Origin of the sequence: Rhizobium sp. CB3060 (genome assembly GCF_025200735.1) — a bacterium.
GTDB lineage: Bacteria > Pseudomonadota > Alphaproteobacteria > Rhizobiales > Rhizobiaceae > Rhizobium.
In genome coordinates, this window is sequence record NZ_CP104160.1 from 494,860 (window position 1) to 514,882 (window position 20,023).

General features: G+C 59.4%; 19 protein-coding genes and 4 pseudogenes. 16 read left to right on the top strand and 7 right to left on the bottom strand.

Features of this window, described 5'->3' with window-relative positions:
- Positions 1-474: 474 nt before the first annotated feature.
- Positions 475-1,560 carry an extracellular catalytic domain type 2 short-chain-length polyhydroxyalkanoate depolymerase gene (locus N2601_RS31905; protein WP_260305497.1) on the bottom strand — a complete coding sequence of 362 codons (1,086 nt, stop codon included), beginning with the start codon at positions 1,558-1,560 and terminating at the stop codon, positions 475-477.
- 629 nt (positions 1,561-2,189) lie between these two features.
- Positions 2,190-3,266 (bottom strand): type I restriction endonuclease, encoded by a 1,077-nt coding sequence (locus N2601_RS31910; RefSeq protein ID WP_260305840.1) that lies wholly within the window; start codon positions 3,264-3,266, stop codon positions 2,190-2,192.
- Between the two features lie 496 nt (positions 3,267-3,762).
- Here N2601_RS31910 and pmtA point away from each other — a divergent pair, with 496 nt between their 5' ends.
- From pmtA to N2601_RS31945, 7 genes and pseudogenes are all read left to right on the top strand, one after another.
- Complete coding sequence (gene pmtA, locus N2601_RS31915; RefSeq protein ID WP_260305499.1) at positions 3,763-4,353, top strand: phospholipid N-methyltransferase PmtA; 591 nt, start codon at positions 3,763-3,765, stop codon at positions 4,351-4,353.
- 870 nt (positions 4,354-5,223) lie between these two features.
- Positions 5,224-5,394, top strand: coding sequence for a hypothetical protein (locus tag N2601_RS31920; protein ID WP_260305501.1), 171 nt, complete (start codon positions 5,224-5,226; stop codon positions 5,392-5,394).
- A 189-nt stretch (positions 5,395-5,583) separates the two neighbouring features.
- The gene (locus tag N2601_RS31925; RefSeq protein ID WP_260305502.1) at positions 5,584-6,627 is read left to right on the top strand and encodes a DUF3991 and toprim domain-containing protein; all 1,044 of its coding nucleotides are present in this window, start codon (positions 5,584-5,586) and stop codon (positions 6,625-6,627) included.
- A gap of 74 nt (positions 6,628-6,701) precedes the next feature.
- Positions 6,702-7,090 (top strand): annotated as a pseudogene (locus tag N2601_RS31930) (DUF1419 domain-containing protein); the annotation flags it as partial.
- Positions 7,091-7,676: 586 nt separating this feature from the next.
- A complete protein-coding gene (locus tag N2601_RS31935; RefSeq protein WP_260305503.1) occupies positions 7,677-8,264 on the top strand; it encodes a hypothetical protein in 588 nt (195 codons plus the stop codon).
- A gap of 70 nt (positions 8,265-8,334) precedes the next feature.
- Positions 8,335-8,565 (top strand): hypothetical protein, encoded by a 231-nt coding sequence (locus N2601_RS31940; RefSeq protein ID WP_260305504.1) that lies wholly within the window; start codon positions 8,335-8,337, stop codon positions 8,563-8,565.
- A pseudogene (locus tag N2601_RS31945) lies at positions 8,562-9,192 on the top strand (ArdC family protein); the annotation flags it as partial. The gene N2601_RS31940 and the pseudogene N2601_RS31945, both read left to right, overlap by 4 nt.
- 117 nt (positions 9,193-9,309) lie before the next feature.
- Here N2601_RS31945 and N2601_RS31950 read toward each other — a convergent pair.
- The 5 genes and pseudogenes from N2601_RS31950 to N2601_RS31970 form a co-directional block, all read right to left on the bottom strand.
- Positions 9,310-9,903: pseudogene (locus N2601_RS31950) on the bottom strand (DNA-3-methyladenine glycosylase I); the annotation flags it as partial.
- A gap of 3 nt (positions 9,904-9,906) precedes the next feature.
- Entirely contained in the window at positions 9,907-10,194 is a 288-nt protein-coding gene (locus N2601_RS31955) for a YciI family protein (protein WP_260305505.1), read from the bottom strand.
- Between the two features lie 51 nt (positions 10,195-10,245).
- A complete protein-coding gene (locus N2601_RS31960; RefSeq protein ID WP_260305506.1) occupies positions 10,246-10,869 on the bottom strand; it encodes a TetR/AcrR family transcriptional regulator in 624 nt (207 codons plus the stop codon).
- A gap of 30 nt (positions 10,870-10,899) precedes the next feature.
- Complete coding sequence (locus tag N2601_RS31965; RefSeq protein ID WP_260305507.1) at positions 10,900-11,991, bottom strand: alkene reductase; 1,092 nt, start codon at positions 11,989-11,991, stop codon at positions 10,900-10,902.
- 57 nt (positions 11,992-12,048) lie between these two features.
- Entirely contained in the window at positions 12,049-12,246 is a 198-nt protein-coding gene (locus N2601_RS31970) for a hypothetical protein (protein ID WP_260305508.1), read from the bottom strand.
- Between N2601_RS31970 and N2601_RS31975 the strand changes: the two genes are divergently transcribed.
- The 9 genes and pseudogenes from N2601_RS31975 to N2601_RS32015 all read left to right on the top strand — a co-directional run bounded on the left by N2601_RS31975 (position 12,233) and on the right by N2601_RS32015 (position 19,829).
- The gene (locus N2601_RS31975) at positions 12,233-13,453 is read left to right on the top strand and encodes a site-specific integrase (RefSeq protein ID WP_260305509.1); all 1,221 of its coding nucleotides are present in this window, start codon (positions 12,233-12,235) and stop codon (positions 13,451-13,453) included. The two genes, N2601_RS31970 and N2601_RS31975, sit on opposite strands and share 14 nt — an antisense overlap.
- Positions 13,450-14,388, top strand: a complete 939-nt coding sequence (locus N2601_RS31980) for a tyrosine-type recombinase/integrase (RefSeq protein ID WP_260305510.1) — start codon at positions 13,450-13,452, stop codon at positions 14,386-14,388. Before N2601_RS31975 ends, N2601_RS31980 begins: the two co-directional genes overlap by 4 nt.
- The gene (locus tag N2601_RS31985) at positions 14,385-15,377 is read left to right on the top strand and encodes a site-specific integrase (RefSeq protein WP_260305511.1); all 993 of its coding nucleotides are present in this window, start codon (positions 14,385-14,387) and stop codon (positions 15,375-15,377) included. Before N2601_RS31980 ends, N2601_RS31985 begins: the two co-directional genes overlap by 4 nt.
- Positions 15,378-15,481: 104 nt before the next feature.
- Positions 15,482-15,790 (top strand): annotated as a pseudogene (locus N2601_RS31990) (zincin-like metallopeptidase domain-containing protein); the annotation flags it as partial.
- Between the two features lie 626 nt (positions 15,791-16,416).
- On the top strand, positions 16,417-16,725 hold the full coding sequence (locus N2601_RS31995) for a DUF736 domain-containing protein (protein ID WP_015341939.1): 309 nt from the start codon (positions 16,417-16,419) through the stop codon (positions 16,723-16,725).
- A gap of 145 nt (positions 16,726-16,870) precedes the next feature.
- On the top strand, positions 16,871-17,926 hold the full coding sequence (locus N2601_RS32000) for a Fic family protein (protein ID WP_260305512.1): 1,056 nt from the start codon (positions 16,871-16,873) through the stop codon (positions 17,924-17,926).
- A gap of 347 nt (positions 17,927-18,273) precedes the next feature.
- Positions 18,274-18,582 carry a DUF736 domain-containing protein gene (locus tag N2601_RS32005; RefSeq protein WP_015341939.1) on the top strand — a complete coding sequence of 103 codons (309 nt, stop codon included), beginning with the start codon at positions 18,274-18,276 and terminating at the stop codon, positions 18,580-18,582.
- A gap of 325 nt (positions 18,583-18,907) precedes the next feature.
- The gene (locus N2601_RS32010) at positions 18,908-19,072 is read left to right on the top strand and encodes a hypothetical protein (protein ID WP_260305513.1); all 165 of its coding nucleotides are present in this window, start codon (positions 18,908-18,910) and stop codon (positions 19,070-19,072) included.
- A 265-nt stretch (positions 19,073-19,337) separates the two neighbouring features.
- Positions 19,338-19,829 (top strand): hypothetical protein, encoded by a 492-nt coding sequence (locus N2601_RS32015; RefSeq protein WP_260305515.1) that lies wholly within the window; start codon positions 19,338-19,340, stop codon positions 19,827-19,829.
- The last annotated feature ends 194 nt before the right edge of the window (positions 19,830-20,023 follow it).

Sequence of the window (20,023 nt, forward strand, 5' to 3'; positions counted from 1 at the left end):
GGTATCTAGCGAGACAGCGTCAAGAGGGCTGGCAAGACTTTTCGAGAGGGGGGGACGCAAAATAATGTTGGAAACTCAAATACTTAGCATTCTACAAGCTCGAGTGCTTAAGAATGTCACCATCTTTTCGAATCTGCAAAAATCAAAACTGAGATAGGTTGACGCGATGTCGAATGGATTGCAGTTGGCGCGCCATTTTCATTCGGATGCTGCGTAAAAACCTATAAAAACCTCTCTGTCCATGCGCACAAAGGTCGCCGCGTTCGATCTCTCGCACGATGGTAATCTGAAGTGAAATTCCTTTCCGACGCTCGGGAGAAGATGCCGTAGGGCGTCGAATTCTCGTCAATGTGGTCAAGGTTACGCTCGGCCCCAGGGCGCAAGTCGGTTATGGTGCCCGCGTGCGACAACACTCGGTCCACTCAAGGAGAACGGATGTCGCCATCGCGACAAATGTGTCTTGGCGCTTCGCCGTCAGGAGGCGCCCAGAGCAGCGATCATCTTCATAATGGCGTCCATTTGGACGGCACCCTTGATCGCATAGTTGCTACCTGTAAAGCCCCACCAGTCCCAACAACCCCGGGGATTATACGGCCTGCGGAGTGACTTATTGACTTGCGGATACAGCACTACGATATCGTTGGTATCCGCCCAGTTATTCAGATAAAGCTTGGTATACCAATCGTCTCCGATCGATTGCTGCGATTGGCGGCAGCCATGGATGGAGACATGCAGTTTGCAGGTGGCTCCAGGCCTGGCACAGCTGTCGGGGATAAAGACATGCCCCACATCCGCCATGCTCGACACCGGGTTGGCGGCCCCGTAGAGTTTCTGGTCGAACGTCCTCAACTTCCCAGTTGGTTTGGCCGCCGGCTGGTGAAGGTTGCCATAGATGAACTGCAAAATCGCGCCAGCCTGGTCGTAATTGTTGTCGTTGGCAATATTTGGAGAATCGTTCGGACATTCGTTGATGTACGGCGTTGCGTTGGCCGGGCACAAATTCCCGAAGACCTTTGAAACGAACGAGTGACCGGCAGGGTAATTGCTGACATAGGCGAGGTTTGAATCAGGAACACGGGCCAATTTGAAAAACTGGACGCCAGCATCGACGGCACTTTGCTTGACAATCGTATCGGCAGTACCGCTGAAAATGTAAATCTTCTTCGATTCAAGGTTGGAAAGTGGGTCGATGGTGCCGATCCTCGAAGACATTTCCGCTGCAGCGAACAACATCGCAGGATTGGGAGGAACGCGCGGCACTTGGCCCATGCAGATACCCGTATAGCTGAGATTGCCCATAGCGCAAAAATAAGGTCCACCAGCGACAATGCCTGCTCCCATGAAACTTGATGAATACGCGACCTGCAACTGCGAGGCCATGAATGCTCCCGATGATAGGCCCGACACCGAGATGGCGTTGCGATCAATCTTCAGTCTTGGCAGCGCTTGGGTTTGGGCCACCCCGGTCAGCAGCAGCAGGCTGAAACTTGCCGTGACAATTCGTTTAACTAGGCTACGAAACTTGGTCTTCTTCCAATCCAGAAAAATCTTTGCGCTCATACAGTCATACCCCTTTGCAGCAATGGCTTTGGTCGCGTCCCTAGATTTGCGAGCAGATTGTCAGAGGAGGCTTTTCGTGCCGCTTGCGGTTTCACCGCCACTCGTCCCAGCACGGCTGATGTCATACAAATGCCATGCCAAACAAAAATGGGGGTCAATTGAAATGTTAGGGGTATGGCTCCTCGCCCGATGCGCCGCACCCTCGACGACAATTTCGTGTGTCGCTCGCTTTTGGAGATGTGACGAATCGATTGGTTCGTTGCCAGGCCGATCGGGGTCAAGGATCACTGTGTGCTTTAACTGTAATGGAACTCCCGAGAATATGGCAAGACTGGTATTTCTTTCGAATTATGCCGGTTTGAATCCGGAGCCTCCCGATCCGTACTGCCGGGTAATAAAGTCACTATTCGAAAGGTCTCATCGGCATTGGTGATTTTGGGCTACTCCGCCATCCTAGAGAGCAAGCTCCTGTAGGCAACGGCGTTAGCGCTCGTCAACTGTGACCGGTCGACTGGCTGCCGCCGCCAGCCTAGCCTTTCGAGAGTCCTGGTAGCCGGCATTTAAGACGACCTAGCGGGCCGAGGTTTGCGCAATTAATGTTCAATCCCTCGGCCCGCCGTATTGCCCCGTTATTCCGCTGCTACCTTAGCAGCTTCAGCGGCATACTTTTGGGCCGTCGCCCTCAGCCGGTCGGTGTATTCGTAGATTTGGTCGAGCGTATCGACGATTAAGCGCTCTTCGTTTTCCCCGTCGAAGAGCCCGATGTACTTGACTGCCCTGTTGAAGTGGAGTCGCGCCAGCGGTTTGCGATTGTTGTTGTCGATGAGTATTGCGCAGTAGGACTTAGCGTCTCGCATGACCACGCGCTTGGCGCTGATGGTTTCGCGAACGATCGCTTTTATTATCATGTAGCCTTCTACTTCCTCTTCGGTCGTTATGACCTCAGGGTCTTCGGCGACGGGGGCATCAATATTCTCGATGACCTCCTGCGTCTCCGCAAGAGCGTTCGACAACCGGCTCTTCACCGTATCCATGATCACTTCGCGAAAGGCGGTTCGGACGACGCCTGTCAGCAGTTCCCGTACGGGAGCCGTTATCCTGCCCTCGTAGACATCGTGCGAAACCATCTTTACGAATTCCTCGCTCGGCTCCTCAATAAGCTTAGAAATGACCTGCTTTATACCCGAAGTGTACTTGAGACGCTCTGCGGTGGCCAAAATGTTCGAGACGTCGAAAGTGGCCTTCTCGAACTTACGCAGCTCGGATAAAATGCCCGACTGGACGTCGCTGATGTCGAAAACGAGGAATGGTCGAGCATCGAGCTTGTTCGGCGCTTCAAGGTCGGTGTAGAAATTGAAGGTCCTGCCATTTGTGAGGATCGCGAACTTGGCATCGGTGACACTGAAGTAGCGATAGAGCTGGTCGAGGTGCTTGCGCTCCAACGCCACGGAAATCGGTTTGCATTCGATCAGGATTCTGATCTGATTATCGAGCTTGATCGCATAGTCAACCTTCTCGCCCTTCTTCCCCACTGCGTCTGCGGTGAACTCCGGCACGACTTCTGACGGGTCAAAGACGTCGTAGCCTAGAGCCCGCAGGAACGGGAGAACGACCGCAGTCTTCACCGCTTCCTCCGTCGCCATAGTACTGGAATGCGACTTGACGCGCTCCGCAATTGCACGAAGACTTTCTTCAATCGAACTCATCTTCCCTCCCACGACGGTTGCTTAAAATTCCGCCTCTCCGCAACTTATCGCAGATTATTAGATAAGTCTTTAGCAACTACAGTGATATTCTAGTGCGCCCGCGAAACTGCGCCTCGGTAAGAAGACCGGCCCTGGGCCGTTGCAGGACTGCAGCACCGTTGTAGTGTGAAAAAACAACCCCGCTCATTAATCTCGTTGTTTGCCACTGGGAGGATCGTTGAAGATAGCATTGCCGACGTTGACGCGGATATGGAGATCAGCGACCATTAAGAACCTGCCCGATGGGATTGGAGCGTGTCGTGGGCAAGCCATTGCGGACTCTTCACCATGGAGGCACCAAGGGCGTGGCTGGCTAGTGAGTTGTGCTCGCCGCGAGTTCTTTTATGAGCAAAACGCGATAATCGCGCGGAAAATACCGCCACGGGCTTGCATTTGTCGCATTTAGACGGTGTTTGTCGCTCCCGTGATTCTGATCAGGTGTCAAAGGGGAGGCAAAATGGGCGTGCGGAAGCGGATGGGCTTGAAGTTCAAGGATGAGATCGAGTTCCTGAAGGGCTGGAAACGCGACCGCACAGCGGTAGGCGCCATAACGCCCACTTCCGTTGCGACGGCAAAGAAGATGGCAAGCGTTATCGATCCTTTCTCCGGCCTTCCTGTCCTTGAACTGGGTCCGGGAACCGGCGTAATCACCAAACAGATCCTGGCGCGCGGCGTTCGGCCCAAGGAGCTCTTGTCTATCGAGTATTCGCCCGAGTTCTGTCGGCATCTTCAGCAGGATTTTCCCGAGGTCGACGTTCGATGTGGAGACGCGTTTGCGCTGGATCTCGTTCTGGGCGCTGAGCGAGGTGCAAAGTTCGACTGCGTCATCTCCGCGGTGCCCCTCCTTCATTTGCCGCCTTCAAAGCGATTGTCGCTGATCCTCGATCTTCTCGAACGGATTCCGACAGGGCGGCCCGTCGTCCAAATCACCTATGGATTGCTCTCTCCAGTCGTCGCGCTTCCCGCCGGATACGAGGTCCGTCATCTGGCTTTCATGATGCGCAACATCCCGCCGGCACAACTTTGGGCGTACCGAAAGACGAGATGACCTCGGCCAACTTATAAACATTGATCGAAGGTTTCGATCGCTAATCTGATGGTCGACGCGACCGATTTGGAAAGCGCTTAGGCGGCTTCGAGACGCGCTCTGCCCTGGGTTCGACCGGGGCCCAGACGGGGCCGAACGGATGGAAGATCGAGGCCACGCGGCGACCAAGAATGGCCGCTCTATCTCATTGCGGACGATCGCGCCGGCAGTCACACCGCGCCGGGCGGGTTCCTCAATGTCATTCACGTTAATCGTGAAAATGGCGCTGACTGCCCCGGCGCTACTTTCGGGAAAAAGCGGTCGCCGTAAGAGGGGTGTTGCTCGCGCCGGGGACTGGATCCAGCGACTGCAACGGGCATTGCGCCAGAGCGCATGGCAAAGCCCGCCAAAGCGGCATCCACATTGCAAGAGTTGACCCGTTGAGCACCAAAAGCGGCCTCATAGAAGTCGCTAGCCTCCTGTCCCGGCCATGCTCTACCAACAAAGAAATTTCGATGCTCATATCGTCGGCCATCTCAATCTTCTCATCAGGGGATAACCGAGTTCGAATATGCCAGAAGCCGGTCGATACGATGGCATCGCGCAGGCAGGCGGCCGATGAGCCCGCCCGGCATTCGCGATCGCAGGCGGCAGATCGTAACCTGGTCGATGCAGCCGAGCGTCGTTGCGTGAGGCACTCCCTAACCAGTCCCATCCCGCTCTCTGTTGATGGAGTCCTGGCCCGGTTCCGGATCTTCCACGATCAACCCGCAAGGGGTCCGCTAGCAAGCTGCGGCCGCTTCCGCTTCGCGTCGCGGTGATCGCCCCCCGCCCCGGGCCTTCTGAGGAGCCATCGAGCGGGAATTGGCCCGCTCCGAAGGAGCCTCTCACATGTCGCACGATCTCACTCTCGCCCAGTCCCACGCTTTCCAGCTCTCTCGCGACCTGATGGTCCCCGTCACCCTCTTTTCCGTCGACGGCGAATACGGCGTCCTGCCGTCCGACGAAATCGACGCCGATGACGATCTTGAGATCGTCCATGAATTCACGCCTTGGCATTGAGCCGGCGGCATAGCGGCGGCGTGCCGCTTGCGAGCGGCAGGCCGCAAGGGAGGCTTCGCCGCGGCGGACCTTGCATGATTCACCAAATTGCCAGCCGCGCCCTTGCGGCCTTTGCTCTTCGCGGCCGCGAAAGCGGCAGATGGTTGGAACTGACGAGCAGGAGGCGATCGCTTCGCGATCGGAAGGAAAATGGAGAGAAGAGAGATAGAAGCGCTGCGCGATGCCGTAAGCTGCGCCGCGGTGCTGGAACAGGCCGGATTTGCCATTGACGCCAAGGAAAGCACCCGTCGCGCGGTGAAGTTTCGACGCAGCGCTGGAATCATCATCGTCACGCATGAAGGGCGCGGATGGTTCGACCCGCTCAGCGAGGCGAAGGGCGATGTCTTCGGGCTCGTCGATCACCTTGATCGCTGTGACTTTCTCGAGGCCGTCGAAAAGGTTGCGGGTTTGGTGGGCTTCGAAATCTCCGCACCCGAATGGCAATCGCGAAGCCCCGTCAACAAATCTGACCTTTCCCTTTCCGATCGCTGGCGGGCACGCCGCCGCCCGTGGCCAGGCTCGTCGACATGGCGTTATCTGCACGACGATCGCTGCCTTCCGACATCCCTGCTCCACGCGGCGATCAAACGCGACCTCCTTCGCGAAGGCCCGCAGGGCAGCTTATGGGCCGCTCATACGAACCATGCCGGCGACATTACGGGCTGGGAGGCGCGCGGCCCGCAATATCGCGGATTTGCCAACGGGGGAGCGAAGGTCCTGTTCCGCCTCGGCCCTGACGCCTCAATGCGCCTGGCTGTGACGGAAGCTGCCATCGATGCCATGAGCCTGGCGGCAATCGAGGGGTTGCGTGATGGCACACTCTATCTCAGCACAGGCGGCGGCTGGTCTCCTACCACGACCGCAGCCCTTGGGGCGCTTGCCTCACGTCGCGACGTTCAGCTTGTCGCCGCCACCGACGCCAACCCTCAAGGAGACATGTTTGCCGAGCGATTGCGGGCGCTTGCAAATGAGGCCGGCTGCGACTGGATGCGGCTCCGCCCACCGCGAGAGGATTGGAACGAGGCTTTGAAGGTTCGCGTGAAGCAGCGGAATGAGAACAGGAACAGGGAGGCTGGAAGAAAAGAGGAAGAGGCGTGCCGCAAGCGCGCCGGCCGCGTCAAGGGAGGCTTCGCCCGGCTTGAGCCGGCCCTGGACCCGGCCAGCCGCGATGTCGGCGGCAGGAAAGGGTCATGAAGGGCTGAAGAGGATGGCAGGGTCGAGAGGACTGCGCCGCGCTTCGGCCTGAGGACCGCGCAAGGGAGCCGCAGATGACCTCTTCAATCCGCAAGGTGTTTCAGGGCATCGCAACCCGCCAGCAGATATTCCGCATGTTCGACCGCCATGCCCAGCGACCGGATCGTTGGGATGGTGACGCATCGCCGCTACGCTGGCGAATGGTTCGAGATCGCCGAGCCGAGCAGATTACATGTTCGAGTTCCTGCCGCCGCTCTGGATCCGCGGTTCGCTGTTCGCGATGCGGGAATTCCTGATAGGCCGGGTGACGTCAGTGTTCTTCGCGCTGCGTATCGATGAGGCGATCCGGTACTTCCACGGTTACTGCGACCTCTCCGAAAAGGCCTCCGTCGACACCATGCGTGTCGCCATTATGACCAGGGAAGCAGAGCCGGCTACCCGGCCAAAGACGCGTGTTGCCCGTTGTCGCCGTTAAGTATTGCCGCCCCTGCCGGCGGAGCAGCAAGCGGTGCTTCAGGCTTATGCCGCCAGGCATGGCCGCCGGTGGAAATCGACCTCAACAACGCCCGGATGGGGGGCCGCCGCATGATGACGGCGGTCTGCTTCGCGGCCTTCGCAACTCGCACGGTCCGAGCTGGCTGCAATCCTAACGGCTGCCTAAGCCGGCCAAGCGGTAGGCCGAGCGGTCATGTCCAGTGCGTGGGGAAGACGGAGTTTGCGGGGGGGGGGCCTCTCGTTTCGTTTCAAGGACGTCATCTTCCTCTCCACGCCGGATTGCCCTTCGGTTTTGCTGCGGTCTGAACCGGCGTCCGTGCGCTTCAAGGCCGCTATCGCGCCGCGGCGCGGCCGGACCCCGCCGTCCTTCTCGGAGCAGGTTCGCGTGCTTCATCGAGGGCACCTTGCCCCCTTCGCACGCAAACCGGCTCCGCTCGTCCAGGTGGGGCCGGACCCTGAAGCGCCCGTCTTTCCGCCGGTTCGGGGTGACCGCACCAAAGGGCAAGCCGGCATGGGGCCGGCACGACTTCGGAAGACCTCGAAAGGAAACGATCATGGCCAAGCCCGCAACCTCATCTCGCCAATCCGCCCGCGTCGTGCAGCTGCGCAAGGGTGCCACCATCGAGATGGTCCGGCTGACATGCCCCGACACCAGCCAGGCGCTGAAGATCGCCGAGAGTTTCGGCACCGCGGTCATCGACAGCGATGGCATCCGCGACCTGCACGAACGGCTGGTCATCGAAACCGCCGATGCGCTGGGCGATGGGCTTGGCGACAAGGCCATGCATATCCACCTGCAGCGGATCGTCGGTGCCTACGTCGGCTCGGCCCACGGCGCCGGCCAGTTCTACAGTCGCGCGGTCACCGAGGCCCGCGATGCCACCGCCAAGGCCGCCAACGATGCCCGTGACGAGGACCTGGACGGTCCCGTTGGCTATGACAGCGCCGCCCAGCGCAAACGGGAATTCGCCGCCGACATGGGCATACAGGCCCATTCGCTCAGGATGGCGGCCGAAGGCGCCGTCGCCGCCTATGCCCAGGTGATCGGCGAGACCTGGAAACCGTTCGACCGCCCCGTCGAACAGCCGGGCCACTCGCTCAATCGCAAGGCTGCCGAAGCGCAGATCTCCGCCTTCGACTAGCCACTCCGGGGCTCCGGCCCCGCCTTTTCCACTAACTCCAGTCGGCCGGTTCCAGGGCGGGGCCGGCCTGTTGTCGTTTCCCCAACCCGGCCAGCAGGGAAAAGGAAATGAAGCCGATGGCACGCCCGTCGCGGCCCGTTCCTTCGGCGGGTCTGCAGGAGCCGCCTACGGACGCAACGGCTTCGCCGTCCTCCACTTCGTTGCGGCTGTTCCGGTGCATCCGTCGGCTGTTCTGCTCCTGCTTTCGCCCTCCGCAACGGGCCGCGACGAGCGCGACCTTGAAACGGAGGTTTGGATATGAGCAACACAGAAAATCGGCGGGTCGATCTCTACAGCCGTATCACCGACAAGATCATCGAAGACCTGGCGAAGGGCGTGCGGCCGTGGATGAAACCATGGAATTCGGCGAACACGGCAGGCCGCATTACCCGGCCGCTGCGTTACAATGGGCAACCCTATTCTGGCGTCAACGTGCTGCTTTTATGGTCGGAGGGTGTCGCACGGGGGTATACGTCATCCAGATGGATGACGTTCAAGCAGTCCCTCGAACTGGGCGCCGCAGTCCGTAAAGGCGAGACGGGCACGACCGTCGTATTCGCCAGTCGTTTCACCAAGTCCGAAACCGACGCGAGCGGCGGCGAGGTCGAGCGGGAAATCCCTTTCTTAAAGGCGTATAGCGTATTCAACGTCGAACAGATCGAGGGACTTCCCGAGCAGTACCATCAGCGGCTGGTGCCGGTTGTCGATCCGGTCGATCGCGTCGGGCATGCGGATCAGTTCTTCCGCAATACCGGTGCTTCAATTCGCCACGGCGGCAACCAGGCCTTCTTCTCGCCGGGCGCCGATCTCATTCAGATGCCACCATTTGAGAACTTCAAGGATGCGGCAAGCTACTACGCGACCTTGAGTCATGAAGTCACCCATTATGCCGTAAGCCGGATTATGCCGAATCTGATGAGAACGGCATTGGAATTAAACGCCAACTCCGCCTTGATGGTCGGCATAATTGCTGCCTGTTTGCTTTCCGTCGGCTACGCTGGGCGATGAACTCCGCTCTCGCTTCTTCGACCGAGGCCCCGATCTCGCATCCCGAGACGTGGTCATTGATGAGCCCCATCGCCTGCATGAATGCATAGACGGTGGTTGGCCCTACGAAGGACCAACCACGCCTTTTCAGATCTTTCGATAGCGAAATTGAAGCCGCGGAAGTCGATGCAGTCTGCGGCTCGGCGCAATCTTCCCGTCGCGGCTCGAAGCGCCAGATGTAGGTGGCGAGAGAGCCCTCGGCCTTGACAAGCTCTTGCGCTCGCTTCGCGTTGTTGATGACAGCATTGATTTTGCCGCGATGGCGGACGATGCCCTCGTCCTTCAAGAGTCGCTCGACGTCGGAACCATCGAATTGCGCGATGCGGTTGAAATCGAAAGCACAGAAGGCAGACCTGAAGTTCTCGCGCTTGGCAAGGATCGTGCGCCAGCTCAAGCCCGACTGAAAACTTTCGAGGCAGAGTTTTTCGAAAAGACGAAAATCGTCGGAGACCGGAAAGCCCCATTCGACGTCATGGTAATGAAGAAACTCCGGTGCGGCCGCGCACCAGCGGCAGCGCGGCCGCCCGTCATGACCCAGGACAGTTCCGCTCATCAATTACCCTTTCAGGAACATAAGCCGTTCATCAAGCCGGCCTGGCGTGACTTCGTGGATCTCGGCGCTCACCACATGCTCAGCCACGAAAGGATCCTCTTGAACCAGCGCCTCAAGGCTTATCCGATCAATGTTGTGGGCGAGGAGTGTCCCTCCCGCGTTCGGCTGCAGGCTGCCTGCAAGCAGAAAAGTTCCGCTATCGAAGCCTCTCTTGATCCAGGCATTGTGTCCCTCAAGGAATTGAGAGGCCTGCGGCTTGTTGTCGGAAAACCTGAGAAATACGATAAACATGAACTGTCCCGTTTCTTGAGCTGTGATGGAATGAGAAAGGCGCTTGCCGCGCTATGACGCGTCGAGCGGTTTTGTTCGAGGCAGCTTATCCCCGGTCGGTTTTGACGCCTCGGCAGCGATATCCTTCAACCAGTCCTTCATCTGATCGACCTCGCGCTGAGCGAAGTCTTGATCCTGGAATGCATTGAAAAGGGTCGCTGCGCCCTGGCTCCGGGAGAGAAGATGCATGGCAAGCACATCCGCATCGGCTTCTCGACCGAGTGTTACGAACTGACGGCGAAGCCATGTCCGAAACAGCATGAACAATCTGCCGGCGTCTGGCTGCGCTGGATGGTTCAGCTTCGCAAGCTCGCTCGTTAAGGTCCCGATCGGGCATCCATACAGTTTGATCTTATCCCCATTCACAATCAGGATATCGATGAAGCTGCTGATCCGCTCTACAGGTGTCTTGCCCTCTATCTCCCATCGCTCCAGCATAGCATTGCGATCAGCCAGGCGTTTCTGGATCACCGCTTCGAGAATGTCGTCCTTCGTTTTGAAATGATGATAGAAATTGCCTCGAGAAATCTTCACCAGCTCGGCAATGTCTGCAAAGGACGTGTGATCAAATCCCCTGCGGTAGAACAGATCGTCCGCTACGCCGACGATCTGTTCACGTGTCGCCCGATTGGCCATCGCAGTGCCTCCTGTTGTTCTTCGGACGCCTTAGGCAGCAGAGGCCTCTTCGCCCGTGAAGAACGGATAGTCAGTATATCCGGCGTCGTCCCCACCATAGAAAGTCGCCGGGTCAGCCGTATTCAACGGCAATCCCTGCCGATAACGCCGTACGAGATCAGGGTTGGCAAGGAAGGGCAGGCCGAATGCCACGAGATCGGCTTCGCCATTTGCGATTGCCTGCTTTGCGCGGGCTAGGTCATAACCGTTGTTCGCGATATATGTGCCAGCGAAACACGCCCGAAGAGCGCGATAGTCAACCACAGACGATTTTGCTGACATGTCCCCTTGTAGCACGTGGACGTATGCAAGCCCTCGAGCGCCAAGCTCCCGGATGATGTATTCGAAATGAGCTTGCGGGTCGGAATCGACCATGTCGTTGAAGCTGTTTTCTGGTGTCAGACGCACACCAATTCTCCCTATGGGCCAAACTTCACTGACGGCGTCGAGGATCTCATTCAGCAATCGCATGCGGTTGCCGACACTGCCGCCGTACGCGTCACCTCGCCGGTTGCTGCCGTCGCGCAGGAACTGGTCGATCAGGTATCCGTTCGCTCCGTGAATCTCGACCCCATCGAATCCCGCACGCTTTGCCAACTCCGCGGCATGTCGAAACTGAGCGACGAGACCTGGAATCTCCGCGAGCATCAGTTCGCGCGGCGTCACAAAATCCTGCATCCCGGCGTATGTGACTGCCTTGCCGGCTGGACGAACCGGCGATGGCGCGACCGGGGAAGCTTCTTCCGGCTGGAGGCTAGGATGGGAAACCCGGCCGCAGTGTTGCAGTTGCACGAAAATGCGCCCCCCGGAGGAGTGCACCGCGTTGGTCAGGTGAAGCCAGCTGGTCACATGCGTATCGGCGAAAAGGCCGGGCGTGCAGGGATAGCCGATGGCTTCTGCGGAAACAGTGGTGGACTCTGAAATGATCAGTCCAGCAGTGGCTCGCTGCCGGTAGTGCGTAACCATCATCGGCGTCACATTGCCGCCACCATCGGCACGGTTGCGCGTCATCGGCGCCATCACCATGCGATTGGACAGCGGCAAATCGCTTAGCTGAAAGGTATTGAAGAGATCGGCTATCATGAAACTTTCCCCTCGGATTAGGTCATTTGTCCTAGTTCGGTGATTAGGTCAATTGTCCTACTCTGTCAACATCGATATCTCTTCCCTGCCGACATGTGCCAAACCATCCTCTTGCGGCGCTCCTGGCTTGCCGTAATCAACGCGACCCGTCATGTATGCCAGCAGGTCAGCAAAGGCCGGTATCGAATTGATGTAGAGGTTTTTGAACAAAATTGTTGCTCCACCAACCCGGAGCACAATGATGGAAATACCCAACCGGTTTACCTGCCTTGAGCCGTACCTCGCCTCTTTCGAGGAAAGTCTCTCCGCCAAGAACTACAAGCCTGCCACTGTGGAGAATTATCGTTATCTCCTGCGGCGCTTTGGCCAACTGCTTGAAGACGAGGGAGTTGCGCCGTCAGGTTTGACGACAGAGCTTGCGGTCGAATTGGGTCAGCGGCTGCCGACGACACCGAAGAGCCAAATCAAGGTTCCCAACCTTGCGAGGCTGTTCGTCCAGCACCTGATCGAAATCGGCGTGGCGACACGCCCGCGGCTCACTGCTGCTCAAGCCGAACGCAAAGAGCTTCTCAGCGAACTCGAGTTTTACCTTCTGCGGCAACGTGGTCTCAGCACACGGTCCGCCAAGCACGTGCAGGGGTTCGCGGCCCGCTTTCTGGCTCATCGCTTCGGAGACGGCATGCTCGATCTTGCTGCGCTAAATGCGGGCGACGTCGTTGCGTTCATGGAGCATGTTGTTGCGCGCAAGACGCCCTACCGGGATAAGACATTGTCCTCGCATCTGCGCGGCTTCTTCCAGTATCTGTTCGCCCAGGGGCTCACCACCACTAACCTCTCGCTCTGTGTACCCAAGGTACACAAGCCTTGGGGCGCGAGACTTCCGCGATATCTGTCGCCCGATGAAGTGGAGGCCGTGCTGGCATCGGTCGCGACCAATCCGCGGCGAGGCGCCCGCGACTACGCTATGTTGCTGTTGATGGCGAGGCTCGGCATGCGCGCGCCAGAGGTTATGGCAGTCCAGCTCGATGACATCGACTGGCGAGCCGGTGAGATTCTGGTTCGCGGAAAAGGTCAACGCCATGACCGGCTGCCGATCCCGCCAGACGTGGGCGAGGCGATCAGCAGGTATTTGCGCGAGGAGCGGACTTCGACGACAACCCGGACGCTGTTCGTGAGCCACCGGGCGCCGAACCGTCCATTCAAGGATAGCCAGATCATCAACTCGATCTTGCGGGAAGCGTTTGCGGCAACCGGGGTCAAACCGCCGACACCCTATGTCGGATCGCATGTCCTTCGTCACAGCCTTGCGACGAACCTAGTGCGGTCCGGTGCTTCGCTAGAGGAGATCGGCGATCTGTTGCGACATCGATCGCGCGCTACGACGATGATCTATGCGAAGCTCGACACGGATGGATTGCGCTCCATCGCCCAGCCTTGGCCGATCGCGGAGGCAGCACAATGAGATTCCTTGCCGAACAGCACCGCTACCTTCGCATCAGAAGACGGCTGGGCGCCGACCTGAGTACGGACGAACGCATATTACGTCGCTTCACCGCCTTTGCCGACAAGGATGGCGCGGAATATGTCGATACCAGGTTGATCACGCGCTGGCTGGAGAGCCTCCCCGCCGCCAGTGCCGCCACCCGGGGCGCTCGCTTCCGGGTGGCACGTCAATTTGCCCTCTGGCTACACGGCATGGATCCGCGGCACGAGGTTCCACCCCAAGGGTTGGTGCCCGCTCATGTCCAACGGGTTCATCCACACATCTACAGCGACGCCGAAATCCTTGCGATAGTCGAGCAAGCCCGAACGTTGCCATCGGTGTACGGCATGCGCGGTCTCACCTGTTCGACGCTCTTCGGCCTGATCGCCGTGACAGGGCTTCGGATTAACGAAGCCCTGCGTCTCGACCAGTCTGATCTTGATATTGAGACCGGCGTCCTTCGTGTCCGCTTCGGGAAGCTCGGCAAGGAACGAATGTTGCCCTTGGATCGAACGGTCGTGCGGCAGCTCGAACGCTATGGGCGTGAGCGGGACCGGCTGTTGGGGCGCGGCTCAGAGGCCATGTTTGTCACGTGCAAGGGCGATCGTCTCGGCGATTGCGGCGCACGCTACAACTTCGCGCTGGTTTGCCAGCAGATCGGTTTGAGGCCCAGGCAGGACTACCGGCGCCATGGACGCGGGCCGCGCATCCACGACCTTCGCCACAGCTTCGCGGTTCGGACGATGCTGAACTGGTATCGTTCAGGCCAAGATGTCGGGCGCGAGATGATCAAACTCACGACCTGGCTCGGTCACGAGAGCCCGGCCAATACCTATTGGTATCTGGAAGCAGTCCCGGAATTGCTGGAATTGGCCTCCGCCCGGATTACGTTTGCGGCGGAGGGGGAGCAATGAAGGCGGCCAGCTTCCCTGCCCTCATCCAACGCTTCTTCACAGACCGGCTCTGCACACAGATGGAGGCAAGCCACCATACCATCGCCGGCTACCGGGACACATTGCGGCTGCTGATACGCTACGCTAGTTCACGGTGTGGAAAGCCGCCCACGAAGCTGACGATCGAAGATCTCGACGCCGATCTTGTCGCCGAGTTCCTGACCCATGTTGAAACGGCGCGCGGTAACACGGCACGAACCCGCAATACGCGCCTTGCCGCCATCCGGTCATTCTTCCGATATGTCGCGATGACCGATCCGACCTGGCTTCTCCATTGCCAGCGCATTCTCTCGATGCCAAGCAAGCGATACGTGAAGCGAAGCGTGACGTTCCTTGACGCAGAGGAAATAGCGGCGCTGCTGGCCGCGCCGGATCGAACGACGTGGGTGGGGCGGCGTGATCACGCTCTGCTGTTGCTTGCACTTCAGACCGGATTGCGAGCATCCGAACTGATCAGTCTGCGGTGCACGGACGTGTTCCTTGGCGCAGGCGCTCACATCCGTTGCCTCGGTAAGGGGCGAAAAGAACGCAGTACGCCTCTTCGTCGCGATACGGCAAAGCTGATCCAGGGTTGGATTGGGGAGCGCCGTGACAGCGACAGTCCCGTATTCCCTTCGATCCGCGGTGAGCGGCTCAGTCGTGATGCGTTGGAACATCTGGTGCGCAAGCATTGCCTCACGGCATCCCGAGCATGTCCGAGCCTCGCAAGCAAACGGGTTACACCGCACACCTTGCGGCATAGCACCGCGATGGAACTGCTCCATCATGGCGTCGACCAATCCGTGATCGCGCTTTGGCTCGGGCACGAATCCGTGGAAACGACACAGATCTATATCCACGCCGACATGCGGTTGAAGGAGAAGGCTCTCTCTCAAGTCACCAGACCGGAAGCCCATCCAGGACGATATCGACCCAACGATGAACTGCTCGCGTTCCTAGAATCGCTCTGATTATGCCGAACCGCCGCATGACCAATTGGAGGGGCCTCCGCCCTTAATATCGGCCATGCGGCATAATGCGGCTTACGGCATAATGGACATTATGCCGATATCGGCATAAAGTGCATTGGACGGCGCCGGCGCACCGCCTCGGTCGCGACCTCAGCCGCTATGCCAAAGACAAATCCGAGCGAGCCCGCGAGGAATTGATTGCGGAGCTCGGCAGTTGCTTCCTGTGCGCCGACCTCGGGATTGTTCCCGAGCTCGAGCCCCGCCCCGGTCACGCGTCCTACCTCAACTCCTGGCTCAAGCTCCTGACCGACGACAGACGGGCGATCTTCCAGGCGGCGGCGCGTGCGCAACGGGCCGTAACGTTCCTGCATTCGCTGCAACCCGACGCAGCCGACGAGCGCCTTGATGCATGAAGACTTGTCAGCGCCGGTCGTTGGCCTCGCTAGCGGCCGGCAACTCTCGGCCTTCGGTCGCGGTCGGCGTGTCACGATCAGCAATAAGGTCCAGTTTGCACCAGATCGAGGTGCTGCGGTCGATCGGTTGAGCTTCCGGGACGGCTGATTTCGATGGTAAATGCCTTTGTCTGCTGACGCAGAGATCCTCCAGGCGACGATTCGCGCGCACGACGATAGTCCGAAGAACGGCCAACGCAATGCCCTTGTTCGGCTGTTCCCGGATGTTTGATTTTTGACATGTGGACGGGGCAGCGGGACCGCCGTTGCAGGGACCGGCAGGCAGTCGGGGGCGCAGCTGCCATCGCCATATCCCTTCCGCCGCTGAGCCAAGCCACGTCCTTCGCGGGCTCGATGAGGCATGTCTGATCGAAGACCGGCTTCGCCTCGATCGCCTCCCCGCAACGCCCCTGCAAAACTTTCTTCCCCTGCGCGCAATGCGCCCATTCCTCGCGGAACAACAAAGTTTCTCCTGGCCGCCCTCCATTCCATTCCGGCCTTTCAGGTGCGGACCGATCGTCCCCGATCCTTGCGACAGCCATCGAGGCCGCGATGGGCGCGGCCCGAAACAGCAAAGGAATACGACAATGGCAACCATCGGCACCTTCACCACCTCCGAAACCGGCTTCAACGGCTCGATCCGCACGCTCGCCCTCAACGTCAAGGCCCGCATCGCCCGCATCGAAAACCCCTCCGACAAGGGCCCGCACTTCCGCATCTACGCGGGCAATGTCGAGCTGGGTGCGGCCTGGCAGAAGCGCTCCGAGCAGGACCGCGACTACCTCTCGGTCAAGCTCGACGATCCGAGCTTCCCCGCCCCGATCTACGCAACGCTGACCGAGGTCGAGGGCGAGGACGGCTACCAGCTGATCTGGTCCCGCCCCAACCGCGACTGAGACCCGGACAAGGCCCCGCCGCCAAGGCGGGGCCTTTCCCGCGCTCTGACTTTTTCCGCCGCTCTTCCTCATTGGATGAAAATGGATGGAAAAATGGAGCCCGGTATGTCATATCCCATTCGGATGGAAACGGATGGGATAATGGATGACGGCCCTCGATCTCGCGAAATTGCGTATCACGCCTGAGATCCTGTCGTTGATCGCCGAGATCGACGAATTCAAAGGTGCATGGCGAGCGCTCGGTCGTATCGCGCCGGACCGGCTCTCCAGTTTGCGCCGTGTTGCTACGATCGAAAGCATCGGCTCTTCGACCCGTATCGAAGGCGCAAAGCTAAGCGACCGAGAAGTCGAAAGGTTGCTCTCGAACCTCCGGATCGGCTCGTTCACCAGCCGAGACGAACAGGAGGTCGCAGGCTATGCCGAGGTAATGGAAACGATCTTCTCCGCCTTCGACACGATCCCGCTTAATGAAAATCACATCCGACAACTCCATCGCGATCTACTCGCTCACTCGACCAAGGATGAGCGACACAGGGGAAACTGGAAAACCCTTGCCAACAACGTCGAAGCCTTCGACGAAGATGGACGAAGCCTGGGCGTCGTCTTCGCGACAGCATCTCCCTTTGATACGCCGGGCCGGATGTCGGAACTGGTGTCCTGGCAACAGGCCCAGGAGAAGGATGGGACGTTTCACCCTCTCCTCATCGTCGCTGTCTTCGTGGTGGTCTTTCTGGAAATTCATCCTTTCCAGGACGGCAATGGCCGCCTGTCGCGAGCCTTGACCACTTTGCTGCTCCTTCGGGCGGGCTATACCTACGTGCCATACAGCTCTCTCGAAAGCGTTGTCGAGCAGAACAAGGAAGCCTATTACCTCGCGCTTCGTCGAACGCAGGGTACGATCCGGACAGATCAACAGGACTGGAATCCGTGGGTCGAGTTTTTCCTCCGGAGCCTGCAGCGCCAGAAGCAGCGGCTCGAGCGTAAGATCGAACGTGAACGCCTCCTGGTGGGCGAGCTGCCGGAGTTGTCGGTCTCGATCCTCGAACTGGCGCGTGAGCGCGGGCGCGTTACGGTGATGGACGCGGCCAAGGCCACAGGCGCAAGCCGCAACACCGTCAAGGATCATCTTCGGGCGTTGACCGAGCAGGGGCATCTGACCCTTCATGGAGCGGGTCGCGGGACCTGGTACGGCCTGAATTAAAGCCGGAGTGATTGGCCCGCCGATGCGCCGAGATCAGAGCTATGGCCCAACTGTGCGCGGCCGTCATTGCCACGTCCATTTCCCAGGGGCAGCGGCGCTCCATTCGCGGGCTCGATGAGGCATGTCTGATCGAAGACCGGCTTCGCCTCGATCGCCTCCCCGCAACGCCCCTGCAAAACTTTCTTCCCCTGCGCGCAATGCGCCCATTCCTCGCGGAACAACAAAGTTTCTCCTGGCCGCCCTCCATTCCATTCCGGCCTTTCAGGTGCGGACCGATCGTCCCCGATCCTTGCGACAGCCATCGAGGCCGCGATGGGCGCGGCCCGAAACAGCAAAGGAATACGACAATGGCAACCATCGGCACCTTCACCACCTCCGAAACCGGCTTCAACGGCTCGATCCGCACGCTCGCCCTCAACGTCAAGGCCCGCATCGCCCGCATCGAAAACCCCTCCGACAAGGGCCCGCACTTCCGCATCTACGCGGGCAATGTCGAGCTGGGTGCGGCCTGGCAGAAGCGCTCCGAGCAGGACCGCGACTACCTCTCGGTCAAGCTCGACGATCCGAGCTTCCCCGCCCCGATCTACGCAACGCTGACCGAGGTCGAGGGCGAGGACGGCTACCAGCTGATCTGGTCCCGCCCCAACCGCGACTGAGACCCGGACAAGGCCCCGCCGCCAAGGCGGGGCCAAACCGGCGATAGAGACAAGCCGGCGGCAGGCATCGAGCCTGTCGCCGGCTTTTTCGGTGCGATACGGAGAGGAACTATTGTCTGCTCAGATGGAGTATCTGTGCCGGGAGGAAATGCCGGCGTCAAAGGACGAGCGGTGCCCCCAATTTTGTCTTCGCTCCGGTGCCCTCAGCTCCAACAAAATCGGCACCCCCACCCACCGGCTCCGCCGGTCGCTGCCGCGCTCCTTGACCCCGTCATCTCTTCCCGCCCCGCCGTCTCGTCTTTCACGAACTCAAGGAGATGAGACGATGACGATCGAGCAGCACATTGAAGAACTGCGGATGGAATTGAAGGACGCCTGCGATGCCGCCGAGCGCCGCCAGATCGAGGGCGAGCTTGAACTTGCCCAGGCAGATCTGGCCATGACGCTTGCCGAACAGGACGGTGCGATCGACGCCGAGCCGCCTTTTTGAGGCGGCTCTCATTCTGCTGTATTAGCCGGTCCGCCGGCTCACGCCGGACACGGTCGCGGCTCCTCCTGGCTCGCGGGTCTCTTCTCTCTCTCCCGTCCTATTTTACTCCAGCAAATCCGGCATCAAGAACGGCGCGGTCTCCTCCAATTTTTCCGCCGCGCTTTGGAAAAATCGGTTTCCCCGCTTGCGAGCCGCGGTCCGCGGTCCTTGACCCCTCTTTGCCACGGAGCGGCCGATCTCCGTCATCAACGAAGGAGATCACATTATGACCACCGATCAGAACCTTGTTCTCTACACCAAGCTTGCCGGTTTCCGGCTCGTCGTGCTTACAAACCGCTTCGGCTGCGATACCGAGTTCTCGCGAGCCCTCCATGACCGACTCATCGAAGGGCTCGATGCGGCTCACGCTTGCCTCCGCACCATCATGGCATTGGAGCGGAGCGTTCTTGCCGGCGACGATGAATATGCCGCGTATCGGCTCGAAGGTGAGAACGAGATGTTCGGGCGCTTCACCATCAATCTGCTAGATGAGCTTGAGATCGATTTCGACACGAACGAATACCGCATCAACGGTAGCGATTGGACGAACGCATTGTCGGCAGATTGCGACGGAGTCGAAATCGACTATCCAGAAATGGTCGCGCTGTGCGAGACCGAGCTCGGGTCGCTGGCAGCGATCATCAGGGATATCCGCCAGGAAACAGGCATCGCCATTCATGCGGCGTGTATCGTCGACGCGAGGTGTGCAGGCTCCTGAGGAGCCTTTGTACGATCTCAATGTCCGAGGGGCAGCGAGAGCCGTCTCTCCGTGAGGGCATTCGCGAGTTTTCGATCGCAGCAAAGCGATCCGTTCCACTGTCCTCGTCGACAAGCTGTCATCTCTCATCCGGGATATTGCAGCCCGTCCGTCCGGCCGGCCGCGACCTGGCGCCGCCGGAATTTTCCCCGCCG